Origin of the sequence: Ralstonia pickettii, from assembly GCF_000607165.1 — a bacterium.
Classification (GTDB): domain Bacteria; phylum Pseudomonadota; class Gammaproteobacteria; order Burkholderiales; family Burkholderiaceae; genus Ralstonia; species Ralstonia holmesii.
Genome location: NZ_JFZG01000004.1, coordinates 110,910 through 124,635, shown reverse-complemented (window position 1 = coordinate 124,635; position 13,726 = coordinate 110,910). Strand labels below are relative to the sequence as shown.

The following is a 13,726-nucleotide window of genomic DNA, read 5'->3' as shown; positions in this document are numbered from 1 at the left end:
TGTCTGCCAATAGTGCAAACAGCGCGAATAGAACCCTGCGCCACGCCCCATGAGCCACTCCACAGCCAGTCCCGATGTTGTGCCGCTGCCCGAGGCGGCCATTTCCATGCTGCGCGCCTCCGCGTCGCAGGCGTGCGCCGTGCTCAAGGCCATGGCCCACGAAGACCGCCTGCTGCTGCTCTGCCAACTTACGCAAGGCGAGCGCAACGTCGGCGAACTGGAGGCGCTGGTGGGTCTGCACCAGCCCAGCCTGTCGCAGCAACTGGGCGTGCTGCGCGACGAGGGCCTTGTCACCACGCGGCGCGAAGGCAAATACATCTATTACCGGCTCGCCAGCTTCGAGGTCATCCAGATCATGCAGACACTCTCTGAGCTGTACTGCGGCAAGGTCTTGAAGAAGATGGCGGGACACTGATCATGTCGCCCATGGAAGCGGGTTGGATCATCAGCGCGGGGCTGGGCTCTGTGGTGGGGCTCATTCTGGCGCTCACAGGCGCGGGCGGGGCCATCGTCGCGGTGCCCTTGCTGATTTTCGGATTGCATCTGTCGGTGCAGCAAGCTGCGCCGATTGCACTGCTGGCGGTAGGGCTGTCCGCCGGGCTGGGCGCAATGCTCGGCTTGCGGGAAGGCAAGGTCCGCTACAAGGCCGCTGGGCTCATGGCGCTGTGCGGCGTGCTGATCTCGCCGTTCGGCATCTGGGTTGCGCACCGCGTGCCAAACACGCCGCTCACGCTGCTATTTGCAGTGGTGCTCGCCTACGTGGCGCTGCGCATGTTTCGGCAAGCTCGCGCGGCACCGTCAACCGAGCCCCAGCCAAGGCGGACGGCACCGCCCTGTCACCTTGACACCACCACAGCCAAGCTGGTCTGGACGTTGCCGTGTGCGCGTGCATTGGCCGCGTCGGGCGTGGGCGCGGGCTTCCTGTCCGGATTGCTTGGCGTGGGCGGCGGTTTTGTCATCGTGCCCGCATTGCGCCGAGCGACCGATCTGCCGATGCAAACCATCGTCGCCACCTCGTTAGCGGTGATCGCGCTGGTGTCCATGGGCGGTGTGGTCGCCTCGGCCATTGGCGGGCATGTCGATTGGCATATCGCGCTGCCGTTTGCCGCCGGCGCCTTGACCGGCATGCTGGCGGGCCGGCGCTTTGCGAGGCATTTGGCGGGGCCAGCGCTGCAGCAAGGATTCGCCGCATTCGCGGGCGTCGTGGCGTTGGGCATGATCGCCAGAACACTGATTTGACCAGCGTGTTGCGAAAGCGGTACAATCGCGTTCTTCGGGGCGTAGCGTAGTCTGGTAACGCGTCCGGTTTGGGACCGGAAGACCGCGGGTTCAAATCCTGCCGCCCCGACCAGAATTGAGCAGCAAACAAAACGGCTTACGTTCACTACGTAAGCCGTTTTGCTTTGGAGCGGCGCGTTACGGCTCGTGGCGTCATCTGGCGATGCTATAAAGACAGCATCCGCATCAAAGCAATGCCGCTCACTTTCCCCATGAACCTCATCCTGTGGCGCCACGCTGAAGCCGAAGACGTGGCCGCATCACTGCGCATCCAGCGCAACACCGATCTGCAGCGGGAACTCACCAAGCGTGGTCACAAGCAGGCCGAGAAGATGGCCGATTGGCTGCGCCCTCGCCTGCCAGAAGACACACTCGTACTTGCGAGCCCCGCTGTACGCACGCAGCAGACCGCACGCGCCCTCACAGAACATTTCCAGACGCTGGCCGCACTTGCGCCCGGCGCGGATGTCAGCGCGATCCTCGATGCATTGGATTGGCCGTCGAATACGAACCTGCTGCTGGTCGGCCATCAGCCGTGGCTGGGCCGTCTCGCCAGCTTGCTCATCGCGGGCGTGGAAATGGACTGGAGCGTGAAGAAAGCCGGCGTGTGGTGGCTCAGCCGCCGCATGCGCGAAGACGAAGCGCAGACCGTGCTGCGCGCGGTGGTCAATCCCGATCTCGTGTGACACATCGCCCTCGTCACAGCATCGCCACGCAAAATTCACGCAATAGTCACGATTGACACGCTTTTGTCGCGGATCTGTCACGCAGCGTCTCTAGAATCGCCCCGAAATCCACCCTTGGGGATGCACGAATGCGAGACCTGCCGACGCCCACCCAGCCGTTGATCGACGCACTGCCGAGCCTGAATCTGGGCAACGCACGGAGGGGCCTTCCTCGCTCACCCGACGCTGTTCCAGCGCGTGACAAGCCTGTTCTGGCCGTTTCGTGGGCGCGCCATCAGGATGAAGTGACCGAAGCGCAGCGCCTGCGCTACAAGGTGTTTGCCGAAGAAATGGGCGCCCGCCTGCCTTCGGCCCACACCGAACTGGACGTCGACATGTTCGACGCCGTGTGCGACCACCTGATCGTGCGCGACCAGAAGACGCTGCGCGTGGTCGGCACTTACCGCGTGCTGCGCCCGGACGCTGCCAAGCAGATCGGTTGCCTGTATTCTGAATCCGAATTCGACCTCGTGCGCCTGGCGCACCTGCGCCCGAAGATGGTTGAGCTAGGCCGCTCGTGCGTGCACCGCGACTACCGGTCGGGCAGCGTCATCATGGCGCTGTGGGCCGGTCTGGGCGAATACATGCAGCGCTACGGCTTCGAGTCGATGCTGGGCTGCGCAAGCGTGTCGATGGGCGACGGCGGGCACTTTGCTGCAAGCCTGTATCGCAGCTTCGTTGACGATGGCTCACTCGCACCGATCGAGTACCACGCCTTCCCGCGCGTGGCACTGCCGGTAGACGAACTGAACCAGGATCTCGAAGTCGAGCCGCCTGCGCTCGTGAAGGGTTATCTGCGTCTGGGCGCACGCATCTGCGGCGCACCGGCCTGGGACCCTGACTTCAACGTCGCCGATTTCCTCACGCTGCTGCGTCTGTCGGACATCAACCCGCGGTACGCACGCCACTTCCTGCGCGGCTGATCTCGCTCCGAACAGCACCACGCAAAACAAAACGGCCCGGGTAACTCCGGGCCGTTTTGCTTGGGATGCAGCGAGATGCCTTACACGTACACCACCTTGTAGCGGCGACCGATGCGCTGCCACTCATCGGCTTCTTTCGCCAGGCTGTATTCCACCAGCGGATTCTGCTCGATCCAGCTCTTGGGCAGTTCGACCTCGAAACCACCTTCATTCAGTTCGCCTTCGCTGTGGCGCACGCGCAGGCCGGGCAGTTGGATCGCTCCCCGACGACGGCACAGCACAAACGCCAGACGCAGGCTGAACAGCATCCGCCAATCGAGGAACTTGCCACCGCCCGAGAGTTTGCCAAGCTTGCCTGCATGGCCCAGCAGCAGCGTCGCGAGCCGCGCCTGATCGGTCCTGGAGAAGCCCGGCATATCGGCATGGCTGGCGATGTACGCCGAGTGCTTGTGATACCCGCTGTGCGAGATGCTCATGCCGATCTCGTGCAGGTTTGCCGCCCAACCCAGCAGCGCGAGATTGTCTTCGCGGCGCTCATCGGGCGGGTCAGGAAACTGCGACAAGAGCGCCGTCGCCGCATCGCGAACGCGGCTCGCCTGCGCGCGGTCGACGCTGTAGCGGCGCATGAACTGTTCAATCGTCACCGTGCGCATGTCTTCGTGATGCGTACGGCCGAGCAGGTCATACAGCACACCCAGGCGCAAGGCGCCATCGGTCACGTCCATGCGGTCGACGTCGAGCTCTGCAAACACGCCCAGCATGATCGACAGCCCGCCCGGCAGCACCGGAATCCGGTCCGACTTCAAGCCGTTGAGCTTCAAGCGGTTGGTATTCTCCGACTTGACGAGCGCGCGTTTCAGGCGCTCCAGCCCTTCGCGTGTGATGCCGTGTTCGTTGCTCTTGTCGTTGAAACCGTTCAGCTCGATCAGCTCAGCCAGGGCGCGTGCCGTACCCGATGATCCGACGGCCTGGTTCCAGCCCGCCGTGCGGTACTGCTGCACGAGTACCTGGATCTCGCGACGCGCGGCCAACTCGGCCTGCTTCATCGCGTATTCATCAACGTTGCCGTTCGGGAAGAAATGCCGACTGTGCGAAACGCAACCGATGTACAGCGACTCCATCAGCTTGGGCTTGTAGCCATTGCCGATAATGAACTCCGTCGAGCCGCCGCCGATGTCGACGACGAGCCGATTGCCTTGGCACGCTGGTGCGTCATGCGATGCACCGAGATAGATCAGCCGTGCCTCTTCGCGGCCTGCAATCACCTCGATGGGAAACCCCAACGCGGCTTCCGCCTCGATCAGGAATTCCTGCGCATTCTTGGCCACGCGCAAGGTGTTGGTGGCCACGGCACGTACATGTTCCGGCGAGAAATCACGCAGGCGGTCGCCAAAGCGGCGCAAGGCGTCGACACCGCGGCGGCGCGCAGGCTGATCCAGGTATTTATCTTGCGTAAGCCCGGCGGCCAAACGCACGGGTTCGCGCAGCGCATCGACCTGGAATATCTGGGTACCACCAGGGGTTTCGTCGACACGGCCGATCATCAGCCGGAAGCTGTTGGAGCCCATGTCGACAGCAGCCAGCAGACGGGGGGTGGGACTCATGAATGAAAACGGTTGAGGAGCAGAATCAGGGGCGCGGAGTATTGTTGTTCGAAACAATGCGCAACAAAATATGTCTTTATTGTGTCCCGAACATGACAACTTCAATGTGTCACAAATTTGACACCGAACTATGAAAAAGTGGCCGGATCGTCATCCGTCTGAACACAACATGTCGACATTGCCCGCGGGCGATCTGCTCAATCGCGAACTGGGCATCCTGGAATTCAATGCCCGTGTGCTCGCCCAGGCCGCTGACCCGGGTGTGCCGCTGATGGAGCGGCTGAAATTCATCTGCATCGTGTCGAGCAATCTCGATGAGTTCTTTGAAATCCGCATTGCCGGATTGAAGGAGCAGATGCGCGACAACCCTTCGTCGGTCACGCCCGACGGGCTGTCGGTGCAGCAGGCATTTGGCGTGGTTTCGGAGCGGGTGCGGCAGCTGGTCGCGCAACAGTATGCCATGTTGCAGGACGACATCCTGCCCCTGCTGGAGAAGGAAGGCGTCTTCTTCCACATGACGACCAACTGGAATGAAGCCCAGCGCGCCTGGTGCCGCAGTTTCTTCCAGCGCGAACTGGTGCCCATCCTGACGCCAATGGCACTGGACCCGGCGCACCCCTTCCCGCGCGTGTTGAACAAGAGCTTGAACTTCATCATCGAGCTGTCGGGCAAGGATGCTTTCGGCCGCGAAGCTGAACTGGCCATCGTGCAGGCGCCGCGCGCCCTGCCCCGGCTTGTGCAGATGCCGCCGGAACTGTCGGGCTACCAGTACGGGTTCGTGCTGCTCTCGTCGTTCATGCAGGGCTTTGTGCACGAACTGTTTCCGCAGATCGACGTACACGGCTGCTACCAATTCCGCGTAACACGCAATTCCGACCTGTTCGTGTCGGAAGATGAAATCACGGACTTGCGCGAAGCGCTTCAGGGCGAACTATCCACGCGCCATTTTGGCGACGCGGTGCGGCTGGAACTCGCGCACGATACCTCACCGGCACTGGTGGTGCGCCTGCTGCAGGAGTTCGGCCTGACCGACGCAGACTGCTACCGCGTCAAGGGCCCTGTGAACCTGGTGCGCCTGCTGCAAGTGCCCGACATGGTCGACAAGCCGGTGCTGAAGTACCCGCCGCATGTGCCAGCAACAGTCAAGCAGGTGGCCAACAGCTCGAACGTGTTCGACGCCATCCGCCAGGGCGACATCCTGCTGCACCACCCGTACGAAAGCTTCACGCCCGTGCTGGAACTGCTGCAGCAAGCTGCGCGCGACCCTGACGTGGTCGCCATCAAGCAGACCGTCTACCGTACCGGCAACGAATCCACGGTAATGGAAGCGCTCATCAAAGCGGCGCACAACGGCAAGGAGGTGACCGTTGTCGTCGAACTGCTCGCGCGCTTTGACGAAGAGACGAACATCAACTGGGCGGACCAGCTTGAATCGGCCGGCGCACATGTCGTGTATGGCGTGGTTGGCCACAAGTGCCACGCAAAGATGCTGCTGGTGGTGCGCCGCGAGGTGTCTGGCAAGGGCAAGACGGTCAAGCTGCGCCGCTACGCGCACCTGGGCACGGGCAACTACCACCCCAAGACCGCCCGCCTCTACACCGACTTCGGCCTGATGACCGCCAACGAGCAAATCTGCGAAGACGTGCATCACGTGTTCCAGTTGCTGACAGGCACGGGCGCGCAGGTCAAGCTGCATCATCTGTGGCACTCGCCGTTCACGATGCACGACAACCTGATCGAGCACATCCGAGCCGAAGCACGTGCTGCTCGCGCAGGCAAACGTGCGCGCATCATCGGCAAAATGAATGCGCTACTGGAGCCGGCCATCATCGACGAGTTGTACAAGGCGTCGCGGGCGGGCGTGAAAGTCGACTTGATCGTGCGCGGAGTATGTGCGCTCAAGCCGGGCGTTCCGGGGCTATCGGAGAACATCAGCGTGCGCTCCATCGTCGGGCGTTTCCTGGAGCACCACCGCGTCTATTACTTCCATGCCGGCGGCGAGGAAGTCGTCTATCTCTCCAGCGCCGACTGGATGGACCGCAACCTGTTCCGCCGCGTGGAGGTGGCATTCCCCGTGCTGGACCGCAAGCTCAAGGCACGCGTCATCAGGGAAAGCCTGCAGGTGCATCTGCGCGACAACGCGTCGGCGTGGGTCATGCAGCAGGATGGCCGCTACGTGCAGCGTCAGACGCGGGGCAAGCACGTGCGCGTCAGCCAGTTGGAACTGCTGAACCACTTCTCGCCGCAGGCCGCTGCAGCGGCGGAGACGGCTGCCGCAGTGGCGGCGGCAACGGCTGCGGAACCGACGGTGCGTGCACCGGTGGAGATCTCCGCAGGCTGATCGCCAGCGCTGCAAACGAAAACGCACGCTCAACAGCGTGCGTTTTTCATTCGCTCAATGGATGGAGAGAACTGGTGATCAGGCGACGCGCTCATCGGCAACGCTGGCGCTGCGCACCACCGTGCGCTCCGGCGGGAACACGGCGCGGAAGGTGCTGCCCTTGCCGTGCTCGCTGGTCACCTGCAGTTCTCCACCGTGGCGTGATAGCACGTGTTTGACAATGGCCAAGCCCAGCCCGGTACCGCCGGTGTCGCGTGAACGGCTGCGGTCCACGCGATAAAAACGCTCGGTCAGACGCGGAATATGTTCGGGCGCAATACCAATCCCAGTGTCGGTGACGGAGTACACCGCGTGCCCATCGCGCACGCCCCAATCGAGGCGGATCGTGCCGCCATCGGGCGTATAGCGCACCGCGTTGGACGCCAGGTTGCTGAATGCGGAAAGTAGTTCAAGCTCGGCGCCGCACACGCTCACGGCGGGATCGCACGTCATGCTGACGGTGTGCCGGCCCGCAGACAGCGCTTCGATATCGTGCTGCAGCTGCAGCATCATGCGCTGCATGGGCACGGGCGCCAGCGACGGTGGCTCGGAATTGCCCTCCAGCGTGGCGAGCGCCAACAAATCTTCCACCAGATGCTGCATGCGCATGGCTTGCGTATGCATCATGTCCAGGTAGCGCTTCTTGTCTTCTTCCGGCAGCGGAAGGTCGCGCACCGTTTCCAGAAAACCCGAGAGCACGGTCAGCGGCGTCTTCAGCTCGTGCGAGACGTTGGCCACGAAATCGCGGCGCATCGCTTCGGTGTTCTCCAGCTTGGTGATGTCCTGCGACACCAGCAGCTTGCGGTCTTCGCCATACGGCAAGATTTGGGCAGAGATGATGCTTTGCTTGTGCGGGCCCACGTCATGCATGGTGAGCGGCTCCTCGAACTCGCCGCGCGCAAGGTAGCGCACGAACTCCGGTCGGCGGATCAGGTGGGTAATGCGTTGGCGCAGGTCACGCCTGGCAGAGAGACCGAAGTGCTCTTCAGCGACCGCGTTGCACCATTCGATCTGGTCTTCGCCGTCAAGCATGAGCACGCCGTTGGGCGACGCTTGAATGGCCTGGATGAACCGGCTGTGCTGTTGTTCAACCTGCAGCACCTGGGTGCGCCAGCCCTTCATCAACCGATGCAGGCGGTAGTAGACCTCGCCCCACAGACCCAACGCGCTGGGAATCTCGCCATAGGCCGGCGAGTCCAGCACACGCCACAGGCGTTGGATCTGATAGACGTAATACAGGAGCATCGCCAACAGCATTGCACTGAGAACGGCCAGCGCAACGACATGGTCGACGAAGAGATACAGGCATGCCGTGACGATGCCCATGAGGGCGGCAAAGACGGCAAAGCGGGTCCAGAAGACGTTCATGAAGGCATTCTAAGCGCTGGACCGCGACGGACGTGTGAACGCGCGATTGGAAACCCCGGCTCGCGCGCTCGTCTGACTGATACGTTATTGCCCCGGATTGCGCGCCAGGCGGTAGCCGCTGCCGCGCACGGTTTCGATCATGTTGCTGTAGCCGCCCGGCGCGAGCGCTGCACGCAGACGCTTGATGTGCACGTCCACCGTGCGCTCTTCCACGAAAACGTGGTCGCCCCACACTTGGTCGAGCAGCTGCGAGCGGCTGTGCACGCGCTCCGGATGCGTCATCAGGAAATGCAGCAGACGGAACTCCGTCGGGCCGAGGTCCAGCTTGATCGGATTCTCTGCTTCGATGTTCGTGGCCGTTACGCGGTGCGTGGCCGGATCCAGCTTCAGGCCGTTGATCGCCACCACGTCGTCGGTCAGCTGCGGCGCGCGGCGGCGCAGCACGGCCTTGATGCGAGCCAGCAGTTCCTTGGGCGAGAACGGCTTCGTGACGTAATCGTCCGCGCCGCTGTCCAAGCCCATGATCTTGTCCTGCTCTTCGCTGCGGGCCGTCAGCATGATGATCGGGATTTGGCGCGTGCGCTCGTTGGCGCGCAGCTCCTTGGCGAACATCACGCCCGACTTGCCCGGCAGCATCCAATCGAGCAGAACGAGGTCGGGCAGCACATCGCTCATCAGCGACAGTGCCTGCTCGGCGTTGTACGCGCGGATCGGGTAGTGCCCCGCGTGCTGCAGGTTGACGGCGATCAGTTCAGCGATCGCCGGTTCGTCTTCTACGACGAGAATACTGCTCGGCATGCTCACGTCTCCAGTCCTGCCCTTTATTCGCCCTCGCCGAGGATCTCGCGTGCCAGCGTCTCGCGTGAAGCGTGCCGGACGTCGGTGCCCTTGACGATGTAGATAATAAACTCGGCGATGTTCTTGGCGTGATCGCCAATACGCTCAATGGCCTTGGCAATGAACAGCAGATCCAGCGCTACCGAAATCGTGCGCGGGTTCTCCATCATGTACGTGATGAGTTCGCGCATGAAGCCGCGGAATTCCTCATCGATGGCCTTGTCTTCCTGCAGGATCGACAAGGCAGCAGCGGTGTCCAGGCGTGCGAAGGCGTCCAGCGCGTGACGCAGGATGGTCGCGGCCATCTCGCCCGAGCGCTCCACACCAGCGTAGTTCAACGCATGTGCCGACGGGTCCTGCATGATGCGCTTGGTGCGCTTGGCGATCTTCTCGGCTTCGTCGCCGGCACGCTCAAGGTTCGTGATGGTCTTCGAGATGGCCATCACCAAACGCAGGTCGCGAGCGGTCGGCTGGCGGCGCGCGATGATGTTGTTGCAGTCGCCGTCGATCTCGATCTCGAGCGCGTTGATTTCCAGCTCCACGGCCAAGACTTGATCGCACATGGCGGTGTCGAAATTGGCCAGCGCGCGCATGGCGCGTGCAATCTGCGCTTCCACCAGGCCGCCCATCTGCAGCACCTTGGTGCTGATGGAGGTCAGGTCGGTGTCAAACTGCGATGACAGATGCTTCTCAGACATCGGTTTCTCCTTGTCGCTTCAGCTTCAGCGTTGTTGCAGGTCAGCCGAAGCGGCCGGTAATGTAGTCTTCGGTTTCTTTGCGCTGCGGCTTGATGAAGATCTTTTCGGTGTCGCCGAACTCGATCAGCTCGCCCAGATACATGTACGCCGTGAAGTCGGAGCAACGCGCCGCCTGCTGCATGTTATGCGTGACGATGACGACCGTGTAGTCATCCTTCAGTTCGGCGATCAGCTCTTCGATCTTGCCCGTGGAAATCGGGTCCAGCGCCGAGCACGGCTCATCCAGCAGCAGCACTTCGGGGCGGATGGCAATGCCGCGCGCGATACACAGACGCTGCTGCTGACCGCCCGACAGGCCGTAGCCTGACTGGTTGAGCTTGTCCTTCACTTCGTTCCACAGCGCGGCCTTGGTCAGTGCCCATTCCACGCGATCGTCCATTTCAGAGCGCGACAGACGCTCGAACAGCTTCACACCGAAAGCGATGTTGTCGTAGATCGACATCGGGAACGGCGTCGGCTTCTGAAACACCATGCCGACCTTGGCACGCAGCAGGGCAATGTCCATGCGCGAGGTCAGCAGGTTCTCGCCGTCCATGTTGATCTGGCCTTCGGCACGCTGCTCCGGATACAGCGCGTACATCTTGTTGAACGTACGCAGCAGAGTCGACTTGCCGCAGCCCGACGGGCCAATGAAGGCCGTCACCTGCTTCTCGGGAATCTGCATCGAGATGTTCTTCAGCGCGTGGAACTTGCCATAGTAGAAGTTCAGGTCGCGAACATCGATCTTCGGGCTTTGCGTGCGCACTTCGAGGGACGTAGCAGTCATGGTCATTTCTTGGTGAACAAGGCACGCGCGAGGACGTTCAGCCCCAGCACACCCAACGTAATCAGGAACACCCCGGCCCAGGCCAATTGCTGCCACTCGGGAAACGGGCTCATCGCAAACTTGAAGATCACGGTCGGCAGCGTGGCCACCGGCTGATTCAGATCCAGACTCCAGAACTGGTTGTTCAGGGCGGTAAAGAGCAGCGGCGCGGTTTCGCCGGCAATGCGAGCGACGGCCAGCAGCACACCCGTAATCACGCCGGCATACGACGCCTTGAGCGTAATCGACAGGATCATCTTCCACTTGGGCGTGCCAAGCGCCATGGCGGCTTCACGCATCGCGTTGGGCACCAGGTTCAGCATGTTCTCGGTGGTGCGCACCACGATCGGAATCTGGAGCAGCGCCAGCGCAAGCACGCCGGCAATACCCGAGAAGTGCTGCACGCGGGCCACCACGACGGCATACACGAACAGGCCGATCACGATGGACGGTGCCGACAGCAGGATGTCATTGATGAAGCGCGTGGCGCTGGCCAGCATCGACGTCTTGCCGTACTCGGCTAGATAGATGCCCGCCATGATGCCCAGCGGCGTGCCGATCAGCGTGGCCATGCCCACCAGCAGGAACGATCCTGCGATGGCGTTGGCGAGGCCGCCTCCCGGCGTATTGGGCGCCGGCGTCATCTCCGTGAAGAGCGACATCGACAGGCCACCCACACCCAGCGAGAGCGTGGTCCACAGAATCCATGCCAGCCACACCAGGCCGAAGGCCATGGCGGCGAGTGACAGCGCCAGCGCAATCCCGTTGACGTTGCGGCGGCGGGCCTGCAGGCGTGCCTTGATCTTTTCAGAGTCGGCGCGGACGGCAGGAATGGAAGACATACGCATGGTATTGGGTCTCATAGCGTCAGGCAGATCGCGTTGGTTCACTTCTGACCCTCGCTCTTCTGCAGGCGCAGAAGCAGCAACTTGGACGCGGCCAGCACGATGAACGTGATGACGAACAGGATCAAGCCCAGCTCCATGAGCGCCGCGGTATGCAGGCCCTGCCCCGCTTCCGCAAACTCATTGGCCAGCGCCGACGTGATGCTGTTACCCGGCGAGAACAACGACGGATCGGACAGCAGGTTGGTGTTGCCGATCACGAACGTCACGGCCATGGTCTCGCCGATTGCGCGCCCCAGGCCCAGCATCACACCGCCGATCACACCCGCCTTGGTGTAAGGCAGCACCACGTTCCACATGACTTCCCACGTCGTGCAGCCCACGCCGTAGGCGGATTCCTTAAGCAGCGTCGGCGTGATTTCGAACACATCGCGCATCACCGCCGAGATGTACGGAATGATCATGATCGCCAGGATCACCCCGGCGCAGAGCAGGCCGATGCCGATCGGCGCACCTTGAAACAGCGCCCCGATGACCGGAATCTTGCCGACGGTCGCCGCCAGCGGTTTTTGAAAGTATTCGCCGAAAATCGGGGCAAACACGAGCAGGCCCCACATGCCGTACACGATGGACGGCACTGCAGCAAGCAGCTCGATGGCGGTACCCAGCGGTCGGCGCAGCCAGGCCGGCGACAGCTCGGTCAAGAACAGGGCAATGCCGAAGCTCACAGGCACGGCAATGATGAGCGCGATCAGCGACGTGACCAGGGTGCCGTAGACGGGCACCAGCGCGCCATAGATGTCGGAGGGCGGATCCCATTCCGAATTCCACAGGAACGACAGGCCAAATTTCTGAATCGTGGGCCAGGAGCTGATGATGAGCGAGATGATGATGCCGCCCAGCAATAACAGCGTAACGATTGCGGCAAGGCGGGTCAGACCGCCGAACACCAGGTCGCCAAAGCGGCTGGGTGCTCGCATACGGGAAGCGCCAGAGGAATCAGAGAGCGTGGCCATGAGGGAAACCGGTCAGCCGTGAAAGAAGCATTTGAAATGGTGCGGGCGGCCGATTCTTACCGCCCCCCGCACCTTGTGCTGCACCTACTTACAAGCCCTTATGCAGCAGGCAACCATCAGTGGTTGTACACAACCTTGCCCGATGCATCCTTCACGCTCGACTTCCACGTTGCGCGGATCTGGTTCTTCACAGCGTCCGGCAGCGGCACGTAGTCCAGGCCCTTGGCGGCATCGTCACCACCCTTGTAGGCCCAGTCGAAGAACTTCATGACTTCAGCGCCCTGCTCCGGCTTCGCTTGCGTCTTGTGCAGCAGAATGAACGTTGCACCGGCGATCGGCCATGCGTCCTTGCCCGGCTCGTCCGTCAGGATCTGGTAGTACGACTTGCTCCACTCGGCGCCGGCAGCCGCGGCCTTGAAGGCTTCAGCGGTCGGTTGCACGGTGGCGCCCGACTTGTTCTGCAGGTTCACGTACGTCATCTTGTTCTGCTTGGCGTAGGCATACTCAACGTAGCCAACCGCACCACCCAGACGCTGCACGAAAGCGGCCACGCCTTCGTTGCCCTTGCCACCCGTACCGGTCGGCCAGTTCACGGTCGTGCCTTCGCCCACCTTGCTCTTCCACTCGGTGTTCACCTTCGACAGGTAGTTCGTGAAGATGAACGAGGTGCCCGAACCGTCAGCACGGCGCACCACCAGGATGTCTTGGTCCGGCAGCTTGGCCTTCGGATTCAGCTTGGCGATGGCCGGATCATTCCACTTCTTGATCTTGCCCAGATAGATGTCACCCAGCAATTGGCCGTTCAGCGTCAGCTCGCCCGGCTTCACGCCCGGCAGGTTGATCACGGGCACCACGCCACCAATCACGGTCGGGAACTGGATCAGGCCATCCTTGTTCAACTCCTCGTCCTTCAGCGGCATGTCCGATGCACCGAAGTCGACAGTCTTGGCGGTGATCTGCTTGATGCCGCCCGACGAGCCGATACCTTGGTAGTTCACCTTGGTTTGGGTCGCCTTGTTGTAGTCGGCCGCCCACTTGTTGTAGACGGGTGCCGGGAACGTTGCGCCTGCGCCAGTGATGTCAACAGCAAATGCGGCACCAGCGAAAGCCAATGCAGCCACGCCAGCGATTGCGGATTTGACCAGTTTCATGAGTTCTCCAGAGGAGCGGTTGAGCGATGACAGATT

Annotated in this window: 13 protein-coding genes and 1 tRNA gene; 6 read left to right on the top strand and 8 right to left on the bottom strand. The window is 62.1% G+C overall.

Annotated features, from left to right (window positions below; genetic code table 11):
• Positions 1-49: 49 nt before the first annotated feature.
• The 5 genes from BG83_RS0103670 (at position 50) to BG83_RS0103650 (ending at position 2,926) form a co-directional block, all read left to right on the top strand.
• Complete coding sequence (locus BG83_RS0103670) at positions 50-415, top strand: ArsR/SmtB family transcription factor (protein WP_037031548.1); 366 nt, start codon at positions 50-52, stop codon at positions 413-415.
• Between the two features lie 2 nt (positions 416-417).
• Complete coding sequence (locus BG83_RS0103665; protein ID WP_024975448.1) at positions 418-1,239, top strand: sulfite exporter TauE/SafE family protein; 822 nt, start codon at positions 418-420, stop codon at positions 1,237-1,239.
• Between the two features lie 35 nt (positions 1,240-1,274).
• Positions 1,275-1,351, top strand: a tRNA-Pro gene (locus BG83_RS0103660).
• 139 nt (positions 1,352-1,490) lie between these two features.
• Entirely contained in the window at positions 1,491-1,964 is a 474-nt protein-coding gene (gene sixA / locus BG83_RS0103655; RefSeq protein WP_024975447.1) for a phosphohistidine phosphatase SixA, read from the top strand.
• Between the two features lie 128 nt (positions 1,965-2,092).
• Entirely contained in the window at positions 2,093-2,926 is an 834-nt protein-coding gene (locus BG83_RS0103650; protein WP_004634231.1) for a GNAT family N-acetyltransferase, read from the top strand.
• Between the two features lie 80 nt (positions 2,927-3,006).
• Here BG83_RS0103650 and ppx read toward each other — a convergent pair whose 3' ends face one another.
• Positions 3,007-4,530: an exopolyphosphatase gene (gene ppx / locus BG83_RS0103645; protein ID WP_024975446.1), complete on the bottom strand. Its 1,524-nt coding sequence runs from the start codon at positions 4,528-4,530 to the stop codon at positions 3,007-3,009.
• Between the two features lie 169 nt (positions 4,531-4,699).
• Between ppx and ppk1 the strand changes: the two genes are divergently transcribed.
• Complete coding sequence (gene ppk1 / locus BG83_RS0103640; RefSeq protein ID WP_024975445.1) at positions 4,700-6,871, top strand: polyphosphate kinase 1; 2,172 nt, start codon at positions 4,700-4,702, stop codon at positions 6,869-6,871.
• 78 nt (positions 6,872-6,949) lie between these two features.
• Here ppk1 and phoR read toward each other — a convergent pair whose 3' ends face one another.
• From phoR to pstS, 7 genes are all read right to left on the bottom strand, one after another.
• Complete coding sequence (phoR, locus tag BG83_RS0103635) at positions 6,950-8,278, bottom strand: phosphate regulon sensor histidine kinase PhoR (protein ID WP_024975444.1); 1,329 nt, start codon at positions 8,276-8,278, stop codon at positions 6,950-6,952.
• An 84-nt stretch (positions 8,279-8,362) separates the two neighbouring features.
• The gene (gene phoB, locus BG83_RS0103630) at positions 8,363-9,076 is read right to left on the bottom strand and encodes a phosphate regulon transcriptional regulator PhoB (RefSeq protein ID WP_024975443.1); all 714 of its coding nucleotides are present in this window, start codon (positions 9,074-9,076) and stop codon (positions 8,363-8,365) included.
• 23 nt (positions 9,077-9,099) lie between these two features.
• Positions 9,100-9,813: a phosphate signaling complex protein PhoU gene (phoU, locus tag BG83_RS0103625; protein WP_024975442.1), complete on the bottom strand. Its 714-nt coding sequence runs from the start codon at positions 9,811-9,813 to the stop codon at positions 9,100-9,102.
• Positions 9,814-9,853: 40 nt separating this feature from the next.
• Positions 9,854-10,645 carry a phosphate ABC transporter ATP-binding protein PstB gene (pstB, locus tag BG83_RS0103620; RefSeq protein ID WP_051541441.1) on the bottom strand — a complete coding sequence of 264 codons (792 nt, stop codon included), beginning with the start codon at positions 10,643-10,645 and terminating at the stop codon, positions 9,854-9,856.
• Positions 10,642-11,526: a phosphate ABC transporter permease PstA gene (pstA, locus tag BG83_RS0103615; protein WP_024975440.1), complete on the bottom strand. Its 885-nt coding sequence runs from the start codon at positions 11,524-11,526 to the stop codon at positions 10,642-10,644. Before pstA ends, pstB begins: the two co-directional genes overlap by 4 nt.
• A 38-nt stretch (positions 11,527-11,564) precedes the next feature.
• Positions 11,565-12,539, bottom strand: a complete 975-nt coding sequence (gene pstC / locus BG83_RS0103610; protein ID WP_024975439.1) for a phosphate ABC transporter permease PstC — start codon at positions 12,537-12,539, stop codon at positions 11,565-11,567.
• A gap of 116 nt (positions 12,540-12,655) precedes the next feature.
• Positions 12,656-13,690 (bottom strand): phosphate ABC transporter substrate-binding protein PstS, encoded by a 1,035-nt coding sequence (gene pstS, locus BG83_RS0103605; RefSeq protein ID WP_024975438.1) that lies wholly within the window; start codon positions 13,688-13,690, stop codon positions 12,656-12,658.
• Between the last annotated feature and the right edge of the window lie 36 nt (positions 13,691-13,726).